Annotated in this window: 16 protein-coding genes; 11 read left to right on the top strand and 5 right to left on the bottom strand. The window is 64.6% G+C overall.

Going from position 1 to position 20,012, the window contains the following annotated elements; translation table 11 throughout:
- Positions 1-5: 5 nt before the first annotated feature.
- The 8 genes from nuoI (at position 6) to IB268_RS17565 (ending at position 9,455) form a co-directional block, all read left to right on the top strand.
- Entirely contained in the window at positions 6-494 is a 489-nt protein-coding gene (nuoI, locus tag IB268_RS17600) for an NADH-quinone oxidoreductase subunit NuoI (protein ID WP_008161196.1), read from the top strand.
- A 17-nt stretch (positions 495-511) separates the two neighbouring features.
- Positions 512-1,162 carry an NADH-quinone oxidoreductase subunit J gene (locus IB268_RS17595; RefSeq protein ID WP_054450491.1) on the top strand — a complete coding sequence of 217 codons (651 nt, stop codon included), beginning with the start codon at positions 512-514 and terminating at the stop codon, positions 1,160-1,162.
- Positions 1,159-1,467, top strand: coding sequence for an NADH-quinone oxidoreductase subunit NuoK (nuoK, locus tag IB268_RS17590; RefSeq protein ID WP_006217969.1), 309 nt, complete (start codon positions 1,159-1,161; stop codon positions 1,465-1,467). Before IB268_RS17595 ends, nuoK begins: the two co-directional genes overlap by 4 nt.
- A 17-nt stretch (positions 1,468-1,484) precedes the next feature.
- On the top strand, positions 1,485-3,506 hold the full coding sequence (gene nuoL, locus IB268_RS17585; protein ID WP_054450492.1) for an NADH-quinone oxidoreductase subunit L: 2,022 nt from the start codon (positions 1,485-1,487) through the stop codon (positions 3,504-3,506).
- On the top strand, positions 3,503-5,005 hold the full coding sequence (locus IB268_RS17580) for an NADH-quinone oxidoreductase subunit M (protein WP_054450494.1): 1,503 nt from the start codon (positions 3,503-3,505) through the stop codon (positions 5,003-5,005). Before nuoL ends, IB268_RS17580 begins: the two co-directional genes overlap by 4 nt.
- Positions 5,006-5,014: 9 nt before the next feature.
- A complete protein-coding gene (nuoN, locus tag IB268_RS17575; protein ID WP_119449060.1) occupies positions 5,015-6,499 on the top strand; it encodes an NADH-quinone oxidoreductase subunit NuoN in 1,485 nt (494 codons plus the stop codon).
- A 15-nt stretch (positions 6,500-6,514) separates the two neighbouring features.
- Positions 6,515-6,844: a DUF2818 family protein gene (locus IB268_RS17570; RefSeq protein WP_054450498.1), complete on the top strand. Its 330-nt coding sequence runs from the start codon at positions 6,515-6,517 to the stop codon at positions 6,842-6,844.
- A gap of 334 nt (positions 6,845-7,178) precedes the next feature.
- Positions 7,179-9,455, top strand: a complete 2,277-nt coding sequence (locus IB268_RS17565; RefSeq protein ID WP_192354571.1) for a TonB-dependent siderophore receptor — start codon at positions 7,179-7,181, stop codon at positions 9,453-9,455.
- An 88-nt stretch (positions 9,456-9,543) separates the two neighbouring features.
- Here the strand turns inward: IB268_RS17565 and serB are convergent, their stop codons facing one another.
- Together serB and mfd are read right to left on the bottom strand one after the other, a co-directional pair.
- Positions 9,544-10,401: a phosphoserine phosphatase SerB gene (gene serB / locus IB268_RS17560; protein ID WP_175213932.1), complete on the bottom strand. Its 858-nt coding sequence runs from the start codon at positions 10,399-10,401 to the stop codon at positions 9,544-9,546.
- 22 nt (positions 10,402-10,423) lie between these two features.
- Entirely contained in the window at positions 10,424-13,906 is a 3,483-nt protein-coding gene (mfd, locus tag IB268_RS17555; protein WP_175159647.1) for a transcription-repair coupling factor, read from the bottom strand.
- A gap of 29 nt (positions 13,907-13,935) precedes the next feature.
- On the opposite strand from mfd, the gene ispD reads away from it, so the two are divergent.
- From ispD to IB268_RS17540, 3 genes are all read left to right on the top strand, one after another.
- A complete protein-coding gene (ispD, locus tag IB268_RS17550) occupies positions 13,936-14,619 on the top strand; it encodes a 2-C-methyl-D-erythritol 4-phosphate cytidylyltransferase (protein WP_175213933.1) in 684 nt (227 codons plus the stop codon).
- Positions 14,616-15,104, top strand: coding sequence for a 2-C-methyl-D-erythritol 2,4-cyclodiphosphate synthase (gene ispF / locus IB268_RS17545; protein ID WP_054450511.1), 489 nt, complete (start codon positions 14,616-14,618; stop codon positions 15,102-15,104). Before ispD ends, ispF begins: the two co-directional genes overlap by 4 nt.
- 144 nt (positions 15,105-15,248) lie before the next feature.
- A complete protein-coding gene (locus IB268_RS17540) occupies positions 15,249-17,333 on the top strand; it encodes a DUF4344 domain-containing metallopeptidase (RefSeq protein ID WP_119450991.1) in 2,085 nt (694 codons plus the stop codon).
- 70 nt (positions 17,334-17,403) lie between these two features.
- Here the strand turns inward: IB268_RS17540 and IB268_RS17535 are convergent, their stop codons facing one another.
- The 3 genes from IB268_RS17535 to IB268_RS17525 all read right to left on the bottom strand — a co-directional run bounded on the left by IB268_RS17535 (position 17,404) and on the right by IB268_RS17525 (position 19,995).
- A complete protein-coding gene (locus IB268_RS17535; protein ID WP_042796792.1) occupies positions 17,404-17,922 on the bottom strand; it encodes a carboxymuconolactone decarboxylase family protein in 519 nt (172 codons plus the stop codon).
- Between the two features lie 74 nt (positions 17,923-17,996).
- Positions 17,997-18,545, bottom strand: coding sequence for a peroxiredoxin (locus IB268_RS17530; protein WP_006389231.1), 549 nt, complete (start codon positions 18,543-18,545; stop codon positions 17,997-17,999).
- Positions 18,546-18,600: 55 nt separating this feature from the next.
- On the bottom strand, positions 18,601-19,995 hold the full coding sequence (locus tag IB268_RS17525) for an ATP-binding protein (RefSeq protein WP_059374934.1): 1,395 nt from the start codon (positions 19,993-19,995) through the stop codon (positions 18,601-18,603).
- Positions 19,996-20,012: the final 17 nt, after the last annotated feature.

Below are 20,012 nucleotides of genomic sequence, written 5' to 3'. Positions count from 1 at the left end.
AGGATATGGAAGCGATCAAGGATTTCTTCGGCAGTCTGATGCTGACCGAATTGCTCAAGGGCATGCGCCTGACGGGCAAGTATTTCTTCAAGCGCAAGGTCACCTTGCGCTACCCCCAGGAAAAGACGCCTGCGTCGCCGCGTTTCCGCGGCCTGCATGCGCTGCGCCGCTACCCCAACGGGGAAGAGCGCTGCATCGCATGCAAGCTGTGCGAAGCCGTGTGCCCCGCGCTGGCGATCACCATCGAGTCGGACCAGCGCGATGACGGTACCCGCCGCACCACGCGTTACGACATCGACCTGACCAAGTGCATTTTCTGCGGCTTCTGTGAGGAAAGCTGCCCCGTGGACTCCATCGTGGAAACGCACATCCACGAATACCACGGTGAAAAGCGCGGCGACCTGTATTTCACCAAAGACATGCTGCTCGCCGTGGGCGACCGCTACGAAGCCGACATCGCCCGCCGCCGGGCCGAAGACGCTCCCTATCGTTGAAGCCCAGGACCTGATCCATGACTTTTACCACTGTCCTGTTTTACATACTGGCCGCCGTGCTGGTGATCGCGGCGTTCCGCGTGATCACCGCGCGCAGCCCGGTCACCGCCGTCCTGCACCTGATCCTGGCCTTCGTCAACGCGGCCATGCTGTGGATGCTGCTTGGCGCCGAGTTCCTGGCGCTGCTGCTGGTGCTGGTGTACGTGGGCGCCGTGATGGTGCTTTTCCTCTTCGTCGTGATGATGCTGGACATCCGCATGGATGCCCTGCGCCAGGGCATGAAGACCTACCTGCCGCTGGGCCTGGTCATCGGCCTGGTGATGGTGGTCGAAATGGCCTTCGTGCTGGGTTCGACCTGGTACGGCGCGGGCCCGCAAGCCCCGGTTGCCGGCGACTACAACAACGCCCGCGCGCTGGGCGAGGCCATGTACACCCAGTACATCTACGCCATTGAAGTGGGCGCCGCGCTGCTGCTGGTCGGCATGGTCGCCGCCATCGCGCTGACCCTGCGCCGCCGCCGCGACGTGAAGTACAACGACCCGGTGGCCGCCGTCCGCGTGCGCTCGAAGGACCGTTACCGCATGGTGAGCATGCCCGCCCAGAGCGAGCGTGCCCAGGCGCAGAACGGCACCCCGACCGCCGCCGCGCCCCAAGGAGAACAAAAATGACGCTGACGCTGGCCCACTACCTGATCCTCGGGGCGATCCTGTTCGCCATCGGGATCTTCGGCATCTTCCTGAACCGCCGCAACCTGATCATTCTCCTGATGTCCATCGAGCTCGTGCTCCTGGCCGTCAACATGAACTTCGTGGCGTTCTCCAGCTGGTTCGGCGATACCGCCGGCCAGGTGTTCGTGTTCTTCATCCTGACCGTGGCCGCCGCCGAAGCGGCGATCGGCCTGGCCATCCTGGTGCTGCTGTTCCGCAACCTGAACACGATCAACGTTGACGAACTCGATCGCCTGAAGGGCTGACGGGGTATTGGAAGAAAATGTCTAGCTCACCCAATCTCTACTTGCTCATCGCGCTGGCTCCGCTGGCCGGGGCGATTCTCGCGGGCCTCTTCGGCACCGGGTTCCTGGGCCGTCCCATCGGCCGCCGTGCTTCGCACATGATCACCATCCTGGGCGTGCTCATCTCCACCATCGGTTCGGTGGTGGTGCTGAACGACGTGCTCAACGGCCTGCGCTTCGACGGCGCGGTCTACACCTGGAGCCTGATCGGCCAGACCAAGCTGGAAATCGGCTTCCTGATCGATCCTCTGTCGGCCATGATGATGGTCGTGGTGACTTCCGTGTCGCTGATGGTGCACATCTACACCATCGGCTACATGGCGGATGATCCCGGCTACCAGCGCTTCTTCTCGTACATCTCGCTGTTCACGTTCTCCATGCTCATGCTGGTGATGTCGAACAACATGGTGCAGCTGTTCTTCGGCTGGGAAGCGGTGGGCCTGGTGTCGTACCTGCTGATCGGCTTCTGGTACACCCGTCCCACGGCGATCTTCGCCAACATGAAGGCGTTCCTGATCAACCGCGTCGGCGACTTCGGCTTCGTGCTGGGCATCGGCCTGCTGTTCGCTTACGCCGGCACCATGCATTACGGCGAAGTCTTCGCCCAGGCCGACAAGCTGGCCACGCTGACGCTGCCCGGTTCCGACTGGATGCTGCTGACGGTCGCCTGCATCTGCCTGTTCATCGGCGCCATGGGCAAATCGGCCCAGGTTCCGCTGCACGCCTGGCTGCCTGACTCGATGGAAGGCCCGACCCCGATTTCCGCGCTGATCCACGCCGCCACCATGGTGACGGCCGGCATCTTCATGGTCGCGCGTTTCTCGCCGCTGTTCGAACTGTCCGACGTGGCGCTGTCCTTCATCATCGTGATCGGCGCCATCGGCGCGCTGTTCCTGGGCATCCTGGGCATCATCCAGAACGACATCAAGCGCGTGGTCGCGTATTCCACGCTGTCGCAGCTGGGCTACATGACGGTCGCGCTGGGCGCTTCGGCCTACTCGGTCGCGATCTTCCACCTGATGACGCACGCGTTCTTCAAGGCGCTGCTGTTCCTGGGCGCTGGCTCCGTCATCATCGGCATGCACCATGACCAGGACATCCGCAACATGGGCGGCCTGCGCAAGTACATGCCCATCACCTGGATCACCTTCCTGCTGGGCACGCTGGCCCTGGTCGGCACGCCGTTCTTCTCGGGCTTCTACTCGAAGGAACACATCATCGAGGCCGCCGGCGCCGCAAACGTCTGGGGCGCGAACTTCGCGTACTACTCGACCCTGATCGGCGTGTTCGTGACCTCGCTGTACTCGTTCCGCGTGTACTTCCTGGTCTTCCACGGCAAGGAACGTTTCGACACCAGCGACCACGGCCATGGTCATGGCCACGACGATCACGGCCACGACGACCACGGCCATCATGGCGGCAAGCCGCATGAGTCGCCCTGGGTGGTCACGCTGCCGCTGGTGCTGCTGGCGATCCCGTCGGTCATCATCGGCGCCCTGGTGGTCGATCCGATGCTGTTCGGCAAGTTCTTCGACGGCGTCATCAAGGTCCTGCCGCAGCATCCCGCCATGCACGAGCTGCATGAAGAGTGGCACGGCTGGGTGGCCTTCGGCCTGCACGCCTTCCAGACGGTTCCGTTCTGGCTGGTCGTGGCTGGCGCGGTCATCGCCTGGTACTGCTACCTGATCAATCCCAAGGTTCCGGCCAAGATCCAGTCCAGCCTGTCCGGCATCAACAAGGTGCTCGAGAACAAGTACTACGTGGATTGGGTCAACGAGCAGATCATCGCCCGTGGCTTGCGCTGCCTGGGCCGTGGCCTGTGGCAGACCGGTGACCGCGGCATCATCGACGGCCTGCTGATCAACGGCAGCGCCCGTGTGGTGGGCTGGGTGGCAGCGGTCAGCCGTCACCTGCAGTCCGGCTTCATCTATCACTACGCGTTCGCGATGATCATCGGCATCATGGCGCTGGTGACTTTCTTTGTGCTGATTCCCCAATGATGGCAAGCGAGATGGCATCCAACACTTTCCCCTGGCTCACGCTTGCGATCTTTGTCCCGATCGTATTCGGCCTGCTGGTGCTGGCGGTGGGCCGTGACGACCGTCCCGGCCTGACGCGCGGCTTGTCGCTCGTCGGCTCAATCGCCGGTTTCCTCGTCACGATCCCGCTGTACACCGGTTTCGACTCCACCACGGCCAAGATGCAGTTCGTGGAGAAGACCTCCTGGATCGAGGCCTTCAACGTCAATTACCACCTGGGCATCGACGGCATCTCGATGTGGTTCGTGCTCCTGACCGCCTTCATCACCATCATCGTGGTGCTGGCCGGCTGGGAAGTCATCACCAGCCGCGTGTCCCAGTACATGGCCGCCTTCCTGATCCTGTCGGGTCTGATGGTGGGCGTGTTCTGCGCGCTGGACGGCATGCTGTTCTACGTGTTCTTCGAAGCCACGCTGATCCCGATGTACATCATCATCGGCGTCTGGGGCGGCCCGAACCGCGTGTACGCGGCGTTCAAGTTCTTCCTGTACACGCTGATGGGCTCGCTGCTGACGCTGGTCGCCTTCGTGTACCTGTGGAACGTGTCGGGCGGCTCGTTCGACATCCTGACCTGGCAGCAGACCAAGCTGGGCTACACCCCGCAGATCCTGATCTTCGTGGCCCTGTTGGCGGCCTTTGCCGTCAAGGTGCCGATGTGGCCGGTCCACACGTGGTTGCCCGACGCTCACGTCGAAGCTCCCACCGGCGGCTCCATCGTGCTGGCCGCGATCATGCTGAAGCTGGGCGCCTACGGTTTCCTGCGCTTCTCGCTGCCGATCGCTCCCGACGCCTCGCACAGCCTGGCCGGCCTGATGATCACGCTGTCTTTGGTCGCCGTGATCTACATCGGCCTGGTCGCGATCGTCCAGGACGACATGAAGAAGCTGGTGGCCTATTCGTCCGTCGCCCACATGGGTTTCGTGACGCTGGGTTTCTTCATCTTCAACACGGCCGGCGTCGAAGGCGCCATCGTGCAGATGATCTCGCACGGCTTCGTGTCGGGCGCCATGTTCATGTGTATCGGCGTGCTCTATGACCGCATGCACTCGCGCCGCATCGCCGACTACGGCGGCGTGGTCAACGTCATGCCGCGTTTCGCCACCTTCTTCATCCTGTTCTCGATGGCCAACAGCGGCCTGCCGGCCACCAGCGGTTTCGTTGGCGAGTTCATGGTGATCATGGGCGCGGTCGAGCACAACTTCTGGATCGGCCTGCTGGCGGCGACCGCGCTGATTCTGGGCGCTTCGTATTCGCTGTGGATGGTCAAGCGTGTGGTCCTGGGCGACGTCGCCAACGACCACGTGCGCGAGCTGACCGATATCAACCGCCGCGAGTTTGTGATTCTTGGCGTGATGGCGATCGCCGTGTTGTACATGGGGATCTATCCCAAGCCCTTTACCGACGTGATGCACGTTTCGGTGGAGGCCCTGCTGCAACACGTTGCCGTCTCGAAACTGTAAGACAAGACAATGATGCAATCCCAAATCGATTTCGCCCTGGCGACACCGGAAATCCTCCTGCTGGTTTTCGGCCTGGCTATCCTGCTCGTCGACGCGGTCAGCAATCACCCCGAGCGCAAGCCGACGTTTCTGCTGACCATGCTTGCATTGGGCGTGCTGACCGTCGTGTCGGCCCTGCAATGGAAGAACGGCGTTGTTGGTTCGACCTTCAACGGCCTGTACGTTACCGACGAACTGTCGCATCTGCTCAAGATCGCGTCCTACATCGCCGTGGCCGCGACCCTGGTCTATGGCCGCGTCTACGCGCAATTGCGCGACATGATGCGCGGCGGCGAACTCTACGTCCTGACGCTGTTCGCCCTGCTGGGCCAGATGGTCATGATCTCCTCCGGGAACCTGATCTCCATCTACCTGGGCCTGGAGCTGATGTCGCTGGCGCTGTACGCGCTGATCGCGCTGCGCCGCGACAACGTCGTCGCCACCGAAGCCGCCATGAAGTACTTCGTGCTGGGCGCGCTGGCCTCGGGCTTCCTGCTGTACGGCATGTCCATGATCTACGGCGCCACCGGCCACCTGGATCTGGCCGAAGTGTCCAAGGTCATCGCCGCGGGCAAGGCCGAGAAGCTGGCCCTGGTGTTCGGCATCGTGTTCCTGGTGTCGGGCCTGGCGTTCAAGCTCGGCGCCGTGCCGTTCCACATGTGGGTTCCGGACGTCTACCAAGGTTCGCCCACCGCCGTCACCCTGATCCTGGGCGGCGCGCCCAAGCTGGCTGCATTCGCCATCACGCTGCGCCTGCTGGTCGATGGCCTGCACGGCCTGGCCGCCGACTGGCAGCCGATGCTGATGATCCTGGCGGTGCTGTCGCTGGCCATCGGTAACCTGACGGCCATCGCGCAGACCAACTTCAAGCGCATGCTGGCCTACTCGACCATCTCGCATATGGGCTTCGTGCTGCTGGGCCTGATGTCCGGTTCGGTCGCGGGCAAGCCGGAACTGTCGTCGGCCGCCTACGGCGCCTCGCTGTTCTACATGCTGACCTACGTGCTGACCACGCTGGCGAGCTTCGGCATCGTGCTGCTGCTGTCGCGCCAAGGTTTCGAGTGCGAACACATCGACGACCTGAAGGGCCTGAACCGCCGCAGCCCCTGGCATGCCGCCATCGTGCTGCTGCTGATGTTCTCGCTGGCCGGCATTCCGCCGCTGGTGGGCTTCTACGCCAAGCTGGCAGTGCTGCAGGCGCTGGTCAGCGCCGGCCACGTGACGCTGGCCGTGATCGCGGTGCTGTTCTCGCTGATCGGCGCGTTCTACTACCTGCGCGTGGTCAAGGTCGTTTACTTCGACGAGCCGGCCGCCGATGCCGCGCCGATGGTCGCCACCTGCGGCCAGCGCGGCGTGCTGTCGGTCAACGGCGCACTGATCCTGATCCTGGGCATCCTGCCGGGCGGCCTGATGGCCCTGTGCGTGCAGGCCATCCGCAGCTCGCTCAGCCTGTAAGCGGAAAACGGGGCCATGAACCAGACTCTGGCGGTATGGCTGCTGATCGCGCTGGCCCTGGTCAGCGCGAATCTCCCGTTCCTGACGGAGCGGGTTTTCGCCGTCATGCCCTGGAAGCAGGGCGGAGTGGCGGCAGTCAAGCCGTTCTGGATGCGCCTGATCGAAGTGTTGGTGTTCTACGCCATCGTCGGCGCGCTCGGTTTCGCGTTCGAATCCACGCTGGGCAACCGGTTTTCCCAGACCTGGGAGTTCTACGCGATCACCCTGAGCCTGTATCTGGTGCTGGCTTATCCGGGGTTCGTGTACCGTTATCTGTTCAAACGGCACCCGCGCCTGCGCACCTGAAGGCAGGCATGGTTCATGCAAGAAAAACGCCCTGTGGGGCGTTTTTTTTCGCAGGTGCATGAAGGACCTTAGCCTGTGTCGTCTGAGCTTACTGATACCTTTCTTTGCCCGTTCGCGGGTATTCGGGAGGGTGGGGCTGCCCGGCATCTTGCTCTAGCGGATACCCGTCGGGATTCCTGCGAAGACCTGTGGGGGATAACCCGCTTATGGTGTTGTTTTTTCATCTTTTGGATGGGTTTGGGTCTTTCATTCAGGTTTCATTCAGCCGCTGAGTTCAGAATCGCAAACGTTAAAAAAACAAGAATCGTTGCTATTCACATTCGGAGAAGCTGGTTTGAAGCCCCAAGATACGTATTCGCTGAATACGCTCACTACCTCCCTGGCCGCCGCGATCGCGGCCCCCGCGTTGTTCATCAGCCCGTACGCCGCCGCCCAATCCGCGGATTCGGGCGTGACGCAACTTGCGCCCGTGCGCGTGGAGGGTGAGGGGTCGTCGTACCAGACCTCCACGGCGCAGTCGCCGAAGTTCACGGCGCCTCTGCTGGACACCCCGCGCACGGTGCAGGTCGTGCCGAAGCAGGTGATCCAGGACCAGGCCGCGTCCACGCTGCAGGACGTCCTGCGCAACTCCCCCGGCATCACGTTTGGCGCAGGCGAAGGCGGCCGCCCGGGCGGCGACCTGCCCATCATCCGTGGCCAGAACTCCGCCGGCAGCATCTTCCTGGACGGCATCCGCGATTCCAGCACGCAGGTGCGCGACACCTTCAACCTGGAACAGGTCGAAGTCATCAAGGGGCCGGACTCGGTCTACTCGGGCCGGGGCGGCGCGGGCGGCAGCATCAACATGGTCAGCAAGACGCCCAAGGCCGCCGACTTCACGGAAGCCACGGCGCAGATCGGCACGGACAACAACTACCGCGCGACGATCGACAGCAACTGGCGCCTGGCCGACAAGGCCGCGTTCCGCTTGAACGTCATGGGCAACAAGGGCGATGCGCCGGGCCGCGACGACGCGGTGGACTTCGAGCGCTGGGGCGTGGCGCCCTCGCTGACCTTGGGCGTGGGCACGCCGACCCGCATCACGCTGAGCTACTACCACTACCAAGACGACAGCATGCCGGATTACTCCATCCCGTATGACCCGAAAACGGGTCAGCCGGTGACGGAGACCATGGGCGTGAGCCGCAAGAGCTTCTATGGCCTGAAGGGCCGCGATTTCATGAAGACCCGCGACGACGTTGCGACGGTGGACTTCCAGCACGACTTCTCCGACAAGCTGCAGCTGCGCAACGTGACGCGCTACGGCCGCGGCACGACCGACTTTGCTGCGACCAACCCCGACGACAGCAAGGGCAACATTCCGAATGGCCTGGTGTACCGGGCGCTCAAGTCGGGCTATTACGTCACCAAGAGCTTCGCCAACCAGACCAACCTGACGGGCGAGTTCGATACCGGCAGCCTGAAGCACTCGTTCGACCTGGGCTTCGAGTACAGCAATATCAAGCAAGACAAGGACGGCTACACCGAGTCGGGCGTTCCCGCCGGCACCAGCGGTTGCGTGACTGGCACGGCCAATGGCAAGAACACCTACGCCAACCCGGCGCTGTGCGCTTCGCTGTGGGATCCGGACCCGGGTACTTACTACCCTGGCCATCTGCAGCGCAACAACAATCCCGCGCGCTACAACACGGATACGGTCGCGCTCTACGGCTTCGACACGATCAAGTTCAACGAACAATGGCAGGCCAGCCTGGGCTTGCGCTGGGACAACTACCGCACCAGCGGCAGCAACATCGCCAAGGGCCGTAACGACCCGGCAAGCACCCCGGCGTTCTACAGCACCAGCCGCGAGGACAATCTCTTCAACTACCAGATTGGCTTGGCCTACAAGCCGGCGCCCAACGGCACCATCTACGCGACGTATGGCACTTCGTCCACGCCGTCGGCCATCGCCTCCAGCGCGATCAGCGACGCCGTGTCCGTCTCGAACCAGTCGCTCGAGCCTGAGAAGAGCCGTACGGTGGAACTGGGCACGAAGTGGCAGGTGTTCGATGACCGCCTGACGCTGTCGGCGGCGGCCTTCCAGGACATCCGCAAGAACACCAGCGTGGCCGTTTCGGCCACCGAGACCGCACAGGTCGGCGAAGCCAAGGTGCGCGGCATCGAACTGGGCTTCTCGGGCAGCATCACGCCCAAGTGGAACGTGTTCGGCGGCTACACCTTCATGGACAGCGAAATGACCAAGGGCGCCTACAACAGCGGCGCCGTGGGCCAGGACCTGCCCAATACCCCGCGCAATGCCTTCAGCCTGTGGACCACCTACAAGGTGTTGCCCAAGCTGACGGTCGGCGGCGGCGCCTACTACGTGGACAAGGTGTACGGCAATTCGGACGCGACCAAGAACGCCGACGGCTCGCCCAAGGCGCGCTGGGTGCCTTCCTACTGGCGCTTCGACGCCATGGCCGCGTATGAATTCAACGACCACATGTCGGCGCAGTTGAACGTGCTGAACATTTTCGACGAAACGTACTACACCAAGGCCTATGCGGCGCACTATGCGGCGCTGGGTACTGGCCGGGCTGCGCTGCTTTCGCTGCGCGTGCGGTACTGATACGCCGCTGCAATGAAAAAGCCACCGCGAGGTGGCTTTTTTCATGCTTGGCCGCTGGCTGCGGGCACAGGCGCCGGGCGTGGCGCGATCAGCTCTCGAACCAGTTCAGCACCCCGTCCAGCCCCGACACATTCAGCGCATAACGCGTCTGCTGACGCACCAGCGGCTTGGCGTGGTACGCGACGGGGAAGCCGGCGATGCCCAGCATCTTCAGATCATTGGCGCCGTCGCCCATGGCGATGATCTGCTCCTGGGAGGCGCCGTGCTGGCGGGCGAACTCGCGCAGGTGGGCTTCCTTGGCGTCGGCATCGAGGATGTCGCCCAAGACCTTGCCGGTCAGCACGCCATTGGCGATTTCCAGGGTGTTGGCGTGCGCGCTGTCGAGGTTCAGGCGCTGGCGCAGGCGTTCGGTGAAGAAAGTGAAACCGCCAGAGACCAGCAGCACCTTGATGCCGGCCGCCTGGGCCGTGGTGATCAGGCGTTCGGCGCCGGGGTTCAGACGCAGCTTGTCCGCATAGACCTGTTCCAGCGCATCGGCCGGCACGCCTTCGAGCAGGGCGACGCGGCGGCGCAGGCTTTCGGAAAAGTCCTTGATCTCGCCGCGCATCGCGGCCTCGGTGATTTCGGAGACCTTGTCCTTCAGGCCCGCCACGCCGGCGATCTCGTCGATGCACTCGATGTTGATCAGCGTGGAGTCCATGTCCATGGCCAGCACCTTGCACCCGGACAGCTTCAGGCCTGCGGGCAGGAAGGCGGTGTCGACGCCATGGCGTTCTGCCCAGCCCACGACGTCGGCGCGGGTCGAGTCGTCGTGCTGCACGTCGAGCAGGCGGGCGGCAGTGGCGCTGATGCGCGCGACGCCTTGCGCCTGGGCCAGGGCCGCCAACTGTTCAGCATGTTCCACGGTCAGGCCGGGGGATTGGACGACAAGGTGATGGGTGGTCATAGAAATCAGTGTGGTTTGACGGTTACTTCAAGGCGCGCAGCACGGCGCGCACGGCATCGGCGCGGGCAGGAATCTGCGCGGCCTTGATCTCAACCCGCAATTTATCCTGTCCCGCCAGTTTGATGTGGCGCTGGCGTTGCACCAGTTCGATGATCTTGCCGGGATCGACCGAGGTCTTGGGGCCGAACTGCAGCAGCGCCTGGGTTTCGCTGGCGTCGATCTTGACGATGCCCAGGGGCTGGGCGGCCAGGCGCAGGCGGTGCGTGGCGAGCAGCGTCTGCGCGGCCTCGGGCAGCTTGCCGAAACGGTCGATCAGTTCTTCCTGGATGTGGATCAGATCGTCTTCGTCCGCAGCGTGCGCCAGGCGCTTGTAGATGCCCAGGCGGGCATGGACGTCGGCGCAATAGTCGGACGGCAGCAGCGCCGGGGCGTGCAGATTGACTTCGCAGGCCAGGTTGAAGGGCGCGTCCAGGTCGGGCTCTTCACCGGCGCGCAGCGCGCGCACCGCTTCGTTGAGCATCTCGTTGTACATCGAGAAACCCACTTCCTGGATGTTGCCGGACTGCGAATCGCCCAGCACTTCGCCCGTGCCGCGGATCTCCAGATCGTGCATGGCCAGGTAGAAGCCCGAGCCCAGCTCTTCCATGGCCTGGATGGCTTCCAGGCGCTTCTTGGCGTTGTTGGTGATGGCGTCTTCACCGGGCGTCAGCAGGTAGGCGTAGGCCTGGTGATGCGAGCGCCCGACGCGGCCGCGCAACTGGTGCAACTGGGCCAGCCCGAAGCGGTCGGCCCGGTGGATCACGATGGTGTTGGCGCTGGGCACGTCGATGCCGGTTTCGATGATGGTGGTGCACAACAGCACGTTGTAACGCTGCTGGTAGAAGCCCTTCATCACCTGTTCCAGCTCGCGCTCGGGCATCTGGCCGTGGGCCACGGCGATGCGGGCTTCGGGCACCAGTTCTTCCAGGCGGGCACGGCGGTTGTGGATGGTCTCGACTTCGTTGTGCAGGAAGTAGCACTGGCCGCCGCGCTTGAGTTCGCGCAAGAGCGCTTCGCGCAGGGTGCTGCCGTCCTCGCGCCGCACGAAGGTCTTGATGGCCAGGCGCTTTTGCGGCGCGGTGGCGATGACGGAGAAGTCGCGTATGCCTTCCAGCGACATGCCCAGCGTGCGCGGAATGGGCGTGGCGGTCAGCGTCAGCACGTCGACCTCGGCGCGCAGCGCCTTCAAAGCTTCCTTCTGGCGCACGCCGAAGCGGTGCTCTTCGTCGATGATGACCAGGCCAAGGCGCTTGAACTTCACGTCCTTGGACAGGATCTTGTGGGTGCCGATGACGATGTCCACGCGGCCGTCGTTGATGCCTTCGATGGCGGCGGAGACTTCCTTGGCCGAACGGAAGCGCGACAGCTCCACGACCTTCACAGGCCAGTCGGCGAAGCGGTCAGAGAAGGTCTGTGCATGCTGTTCGGCCAGCAGCGTGGTGGGGCAGAGCAGGGCGACCTGCTTGCCATTGGCCACGGCCAGGAAGGCGGCGCGCAGCGCGACCTCGGTCTTGCCGAAGCCCACGTCGCCGCAGACCAGGCGGTCCATGGGGCGGCCGGAGGTCATGTCAGCGATGACGGCTTCGATGGCGGCGGCCTGGTCGGCCGTTTCCTCGAAGCCGAAGCCCTCGGCGAAGGCCTGGTAGTCGTTGAGCGGCAGGTTGAAGGCGTAGCCTTCGCGTGCGGCGCGCTGGGCGTACAGGGCCAGCAGTTCGGCGGCAGTGTCGCGGACCTGCCGGGCGGCCTTGCGGCGCGCCTTGTCCCATTGGCCGGAGCCCAATTGATGCAACGGCGCGGCCTCCGGATCGGCGCCGCTGTAGCGGGCGATCACGTGCAGCTGCGACACCGGCACGTAAAGCGTGCTGCCGTTGGCGTATTCCAGATGGAGGAACTCCATCCCGCCTTCGCCCATGTCCATGTTGACCAGGCCGTGGTAGCGGCCGATGCCATGCTGCGCATGGACCACTGGGTCGCCCGCGCGCAGCTCGGACAGGTCGCGCACCATGGCTTCGACGTTGCTGGCGCGTTCCTGGTCGCGCTTGCCGCGGCGGCCGGTGGTGGCAAGGCCCGGGTACAGGTCGTTTTCGGTGAGGAAGGCCAGATTGGCCTGGGGCAGCCCGAAGCCTGTGGACAGCGGTGCGGCGACGATGCCGAAATGGGCGTCCGAAGCGAGGAAGGCTTCGATGGTGTCGGGCTGCGCGTCAGGCGTGACGCCGAACTCGTTGAGCATCTGCACCAGGGTCTCGCGCCGGCCGGCGGAGTCGGCGCACAGCAGCACGCGCGTCTGGCCGGCCTGCACCAGCGCGCGCAGCTTGGCGATGGGATCTTCAGAACGCCGCGCCACGCTCACGTCGGGCGCCGCCCGGAAGTCCGGATGCGGCTGGCCGGCAGTCAGCGACAGCCGGCGGAAATCCTTCAGCCGTGCGTAGAGCGTCTCGTTGTCCAGGAACAGTTCGGAGGGCGGCAGCACCGGCCGTTCGCGGTCGCTCTTTAGGAAGCCGTAGCGGCTGGAGGTGTCCTGGTTGAAGCGCTGGATGGCGTCGTCGATGTCGCCCACGGTGACGGTGACCGTGCCTTCCGTCAGGTAGTCGAATAGCGTCGCCGTTTCCTCGAAGAAGAGCGGCAGGTAGTACTCGACGCCAGCGAACGGAATGCCGTTGCCGATGTCCTTGTAGGGCAGCGCGCGCGAGGGGTCGCCCTCGAAGACTTCACGGAAGCGCGCCCGGAAGCGGTTGCGCGCGTCTTCGTCCATAGGGAATTCGCGGCCGGGCAGCAGCTGCACTTCACGCACCGGGTACAGGCTGCGTTGCGTGTCCACGTCGAAGCTGCGGATGGTCTCGATCTCGTCGTCGAACAGGTCCAGGCGGTAGGGCACCACCGAGCCCATCGGGAACAGGTCGATCAGGCCGCCGCGCAGGCAGAATTCGCCGGGCGCCGTTACCTGGGTGACGTGGTTGTAGTTGGCCAGGGTCAGCTGGGCGCGCAGCGCGGCTTCGTTGAGCTTGTCCTTCTGCTTGAAGGAAAAGGTGTAGGCCGCCAGGAAAGAGGGCGGCGCCAGCCGGTACAACGCCGTGGTGACCGGCACCGTCAGCACGTCCACCGACTTGGTCATCAGCGAGTGCAGCGTGTGCAGGCGTTCCGAAATCAGGTCCTGGTGCGGCGAGAAGGCGTCGTAGGGCAGCGTTTCCCAGTCGGGCAGCTGGCGCACACGCAGGTCCGGTGCGAACAGCTGGATTTCCTCGGCCAGGCGCTGGGCCTCGACCGGCTCGGCGGTCAGGATGACCAGCGGCGCCGAGGCCTGCCGCGCCAGGTCCGCCAGCAGCCAGGCGTCGCCGGACCCTGGGGGGCGCGGCTGCGCATAGCGCGCGCCGGCCTTCAGCGCGGACAGGGTGGGGGCCGTAGCGGGGACGGGAGGCGCGAAGGTGGCGGGGGCGGAGGGGGCTGGCATCAGGCTGGGAGCAGGCATCAAGCGGAAGATTATAAAATCACCGCACCATGTCTGCCTCCCTCATTGCAATCGTGCCCGCTGCGGGCGTAGGGGCCCGCGCCAGCCGGCCCGGGCATGAAACCGTGCCCAAGCAGTACCGTCCGCTGTCCGGACAGCCCATGCTGCGCCATGCGGTATGCGCGCTGCTGGCCGATGAACGCATCTCGCAGGTGCGGGTGGCCGTGACGCCTGGAGACGGCTGGGTCGATGCCGCGCTGGCCGGCCTGCCGCGCACGGTGTGGCGCGCCTGCGGCGGCGCGACCCGCGCGGATACCGTGGCGGGCGCGCTGGCCGACAGCGGCGTGGCCGACGATACCTGGGTGCTGGTGCATGACGCCGCGCGCCCCGGGCTGCCGGCGGCGGCGCTGGGCCGCCTGATCGACGCCTGCCTGGCGGATCCCGTGGGCGGCCTGTTGGCGCTGCCCGTGGCCGACACCGTCAAGGCCGGCCACGAGCGTGTGGAGCGCACGCTGGACCGCAATGGCCTGTGGCTGGCGCAGACCCCGCAGATGTTCCGGGCCGGCGTGCTGCGCGATGCGCTGACGGCGGCCTCGGTGAGCGGCGCGGCCGTCACCGACGAGGCCTCGGCCATCGAGGCGGCGGGCTATGCGCCGCTGCTGGTGCCCGGCGCCATGCGCAATTTCAAGGTGACGTGGCCGGACGATTTTGAACTGATGGAAAAATGGCTATGAGTATTCCTTTTCGCGTCGGCCAGGGGTTCGACGTGCACGCGCTGGTCGAGGGCCGCCCGCTGATCATCGGCGGCGTCACGATTCCCCACACGCATGGCTTGCTGGGGCATTCGGACGCGGACGTGCTGCTGCACGCCATTACCGACGCGCTGCTGGGCGCCGCCGGCCTGGGCGACATCGGCCGCCACTTTCCGGATACCGACCCGGCCTTCAAGGGCGCCGACAGCCGCGTGCTGCTGCGCGAGGCCATGGCGCGCGTGCGCGCCGCGGGCTGGACGCCGGTGAACATCGATGCCACGCTGCACGCGCAGGCGCCCAAGATCGGTCCGCACGCGCCGGCCATGGTGAAGAACATCGCCGCGGATACCGGGCTGGCCGAGACCGAGGTCAACATCAAGGCCAAGACCAACGAAGGCCTGGGGTACCTGGGCCGCAAGGAAGGCATCGCGGCGACGGTGGTGGCGCTATTGGGGCGGATTTCCTAGCCCGCCGCGGGGCCCGCGGGCAAGGGGCTTTCGCATATTCTCCGCAATTCATTTGGTTTTGATACATCTTTAACAAATGAATAAGCGGGTCGGATTGATCTGGCATATTCTGCGCTACTTCATTTCGACTACTGAGACATTCGGATGCATTTACGTGGCATCGCCCTGGCTTCCATCTTCGGCGCGGTAAGCCTGCCCGCGCATGCGCAGTACGAGCAGCAGCTCGGCCCGCTGGCCGGCGCGGTCAAGCAGCAGATGCTTGAGGGCTGGACCGCCGGCGTGCAGGATGGATGGTTCACCCTGCACAACGCGAACAAGGCCGACAGCGAACAGACGCTGTACATGAATGTCGGGCCGGCGCCGGAATCGGGCCGGGTGACCGACGTCAATGTGGTCGTCAAGTCGCCAAATCCGAAAGCGTCCATCGGCGTGGCACTGAGCAACCGCGCCAACAAGAGCCTGTGCCTGCTCGAACTCACGGCCGACAAGAATACGCTGCTGTTCTGTCTGCAGGGGAAGGATCGCCGCGACATCGCTGCGCTGCCCAACGTAGCGAAGCTGGACGGTACCGACCGCATCAGAGTGGTCGAGCTGCCCGGCGCGGCCCGTTTCATCGTCAACGGCCAGCAGATCGGCGATGTCAGCAATGAGCCCGCCACGGGCGCCGAGCTGGGAATCATGGCCTACGACGTAGGCACCTTCGGCGTTGCCGATTTCAAGATCACGATGACCGGCGGCCAATCCGCCGCGGCGCCGGCGGCCGGCACCTTGCCCGCGCGCGGCGGCAACGCAGGCGGGGGCACGGCGCAAAAGCCCCAGGCGCAGGCTCCGGCCGCTGGACAGGGTGGCGGTGACTACAACCCTGCCTTGCCGGGGGAAGGCCCCTATCCGCGCTTTGGCGGCGACACCATGCGCATTGTGTCGGTGTACATCGGCATCATGCGCAGCATCTTCATGCACGAGTTCGGGCACGCCCTGATCGGCGAGCTGGAGCTGCCCTCGACGGGGGCGGAAGAGGACGCGGTCGACATCTATTCGGCGCTGCAGATCGTCGAGCCGACCATGTATCCGTCGGACAACAAGGAAGTGAACACCATGGCGCAGGACGCGGCAAAGTACGCGGCCTTGCAGTGGTACTACAGCGGCAAGGTGGCCGAGCGCAGGGGGGCCGACGCCTCCTCGGCCTGGCAAGACGAGCACACTGGCGACCTGAAGCGTTTTCGCAACATGCTCTGCATCATGTACGGCGGCAACCCCGCCGTGTTCGAGTCCATTGCCAAACACGTCGGGCTGGAGGACCGGACCCGGGCGCGTTGCGCGGATGAATTCAACAAGCAGAACCGCGCCTGGAACAAGATCCTGGCGCCTCACACGCGCGTGGGCACCTGGACGCCCGAAGGCCAGCAGCCGGCGAATGCGCCCGGCGCGCCGGTGAAGGTGGTGTTCCAGCCGTCCAAGCGCAAGATCGGCAACTTGTTTGCGAACAATCTGTCCGAAGCGATCTCGAACAACATCAAGCTGCTGGGCGAACGCTACGTGCTGCCGCGCCCGGTCAACGTGGTGTTCAAGGACTGCGGCCAGCTCAATGCCTGGTACAGCCCGCGCGAAGGCTCGATCACCATGTGCTATGAGCTGATCGAAAACATCGCGGTGATGATTTCCGACATCGAGATGGGCACCGTGGGCGGCGAGGTCGCTCAGGCAGGGGCGGCTCCGGGCTCGGCTGCGCCGCGGCAGCAGCCGGCGCAGCCGGGGCAGGGCCTGCCCGCCAGCGCCATCGACGAGCTGAAGGACTTTGGCGTGCCGGCCACGACCATGCTGTTCACCGCGCCGTACAAGGGGCCGACGCCCAACAAGATCTACCGGGCCCAGGTGATCACGACCGCCGACCTGGTCGGGATGATCAAGAAAGACAAGAATCTCCTCATCGTCGATACCAGCGGGCTGCGCGACACGGTGCCTATCGGCTATCCGCTGACCGATGCGGGTTCGGACGGCAGCGTTACGGATCACCTGCAGCAAGGCTTCGACGCCTGGCTGTTGAAGAACAACGGTGGCGATCGCAAGGCGCCCGTCGTGGTCCTGGGCGCCGGCATGAACGATCGTTCCGCCTACAACGCGGCGCTGCGCGCCGGCACGCTGGGCTGGACCGTGTACTGGTACCGCGGCGGCGTCGAGGCGTGGGTCGCGAACGGCCTGCCCACCACGTCGAGCATGCCGAAGAAATAAACGGTCGGCGACGTAAATAAAAAGCCCGCCTGCGGTTACGCAGGCGGGCTTTTTTTTGCCGGACGGAGGCTTACTTGCCTTGGGCAGCCAGCGCCAGGGCGGCAGCGTTGACCACGGCGGCGATGCGGCCGGCATCGCGCAGCTGCTCGGTCGACAGGCCGTCATTCTTCAGGTTTTCGTAGTGCGAAGCCACGCAGAAGTGGCACTTGCCGATGATGGAGGCCACCAGGGCGAACAGCTCGAAGCGCTTCTTTTCCACGCCGCCGTGGGTGGCGTAGGCGTTCATGCGCAACTGGGCCGGCAGGCTCTTCAATTGGGCGTCGCCAGTCATTTCGACGTACGGATACCAGGTGTTGTTCATGCCCATGAGGGCCGAGGCCGTCAGCGCGGCGTTGGCGTCGCCTTCGGACAGGCCGCTCTTGAAGGCTTCGACCAGCACCGGACTGCGCGCGGCGTAGGCGGCGGACAGCGCGGCGCCGACGGCATCTTCAGGAGCCAGCGTCGAGCGGGCGATCACGGCGTCCAGATTCAGGCGGATATCCTTGGCCCAATCCGGCAGTTGTTCCTTAATGGTCGTAAGAAATTCCATAGCTTTTACCTATAATCTAGAGCAGTTAAAGCCCAGCGCAGGACCCGCAATCGGGTCCCGGGCCGGGCTGGAAATTACAGCGTGGCGCCGCCAACCGTACGGTTGCACGGGCACAGCTCGTCGGTTTGCAGACCGTCGAGCAGACGCAGAACTTCTTCCGGGTTACGGCCGACGTTCAGGTTGTTCACCGAAACGTGCTGGATCGTGTTGTCCGGATCAACGATGAAGGTGGCGCGCAGGGCAACGCCAGCGCCCTTTTCACGCACGCCCAGCTGGTCGATCAGAGCGCCGGTGGTGTCGCCGAACTGGTAGTGACCCAGCTTGTTGAGGTCCGGGTGCTCACGGCGCCATGCCAGCTTGACGAATTCGTTGTCGCTCGAGCCGCCCAGCAGGACGGCGTCGCGGTCTTCGAAATCCTTGGCCAGCTTGTTGAAGCCGACGATTTCGGTCGGGCAAACAAACGTGAAGTCTTTCGGGTAGAAGTAGATGACCTTCCACTTGCCGGGGAACGAGCTTTCGGTGATGTCTTCAAACGCCGACACGCCGTTTTCTTCGTGCTGGTTGAAGCCGGGCTTGACGCCGGTGACCTTGAAGGGTTCGAGTTTGTCGCCAACAGTTTTCATGTTTACTCCCAGTTGTTGGTGGAATTAAGGCTGCGCCTCAAACCTTAATTCTACGCTATGGATTCTCGTTGTCTAATTGATAATTCCTAAACTTTGCTTTGGGCAACTCTATCCTTGCGGTGAGGCCGCCGCCCTCGCGCGGCAGCATGCGCAACGAGCCGCCGACATGCTTGAGCAGGCGTTCGACGATGGCCAGGCCCAGCCCCGCACCGCTGACGCCAGTGCGCGCGGCTTCGCCGCGCGAGAACGGCCGCAACAGGCGGTCGACGTCTTCCGGCGCGATGCCGGGGCCGCGGTCGGACACCTCGATCACGATCATGGAGCCTTCAGCTTGCAGTGTCATGACGAGATGCGCCATGCCATCGGCCGAACGGCCGTAGCGGCGGGCGTTCTCGATCAGGTTGCTGACGATGCGCTTGAGGTCGAGCGCCGTGATGCGGGCGCGCAGGCCCGGCTCCAGCGTGGCGTCCAGCTCCCCGCCCAGGGATGCGGTATGGCTGCGTTCGCGTTCGTAGAGCTCGGCCAGCACCGCGGAGATGTCCGTGGCCAGCTGCGGCAACGTGCCGGCGGGACGCGCGTACTCCATCAACTGGCCGATACTGTGGTCGATCTGGCCCAGGTCTTCGTCGATGGCCTGGCGGGCGTCCTCGGATACGCCGCTCAACTCGATCTCCAGCCGCATGCGCGCAAGTGGCGTGCGCAGGTCGTGCGAGATACCCGCCAGCATCAGCTCGCGGTCGGCCTCCGCCTGTCTGAGGTCCTTGGCCATGCGGTTGAACGAGGCGTTCAGGTCGCGGATTTCCAGTGGTCCCTGCTCGGGCAGGGCGGCGGGAGTTTCGCCCCGCGACAGCACCTGGGCGGCCCGGGCCAGCCGCGACAGCGGCCGGTTGACGAAGCCCACGCTGACTGCGGCGCCCACCAGCGACAGCAATAGCGCCGTGGCGCCCCAGCCCAGCCATTCGATCCCGCCCGTCAGGCCGATCTGCTCGCGCTCGAACACCAGCCAATACAGGTCTTTTTCTATCTGGAAGCTGACCCAGAAGCCGGGTACCTGGTTGACGCCCCAGGCAATCTGCGTTTCCGGGCCGAAGCGCGTGCGGATGTGCTGGGCAACGCGTTGCCAGTAATCGTCGTCGGGGAGGGCTTCGGCGAAGTCGGTGACTTCGCGCGGATAGACCTGGATGCCTTCGTTGGTGGCCAGATCCAGCAGCAGCTTGCTGCGCTCGTCGTTATGCGAGTAGATCAGCGCGGTGCGCGTGATATTGACGGCCGTGATCACCCGCTGCGCCATTTGGTTGGCGCGCGGTCCCAGCTCCATGCTGAAGAATACTTGTAGCCACGCGCCCAGGCTGACGAGCATCAGCGCGGCGAGCAACAGGAACGTGCGGCCGAACAAGCCGAGCCGCAAACGTGATGTCAGGTTCCTGAAGGTTCTGCGCAAGCGGGGCACGAGGCTGCGCTCCTGCC

The sequence above is a fragment of the Achromobacter sp. ACM01 genome (genome assembly GCF_014851745.1).
GTDB lineage: Bacteria > Pseudomonadota > Gammaproteobacteria > Burkholderiales > Burkholderiaceae_B > Achromobacter > Achromobacter aegrifaciens.
This window is presented reverse-complemented; position numbering and strand designations above follow the sequence as displayed.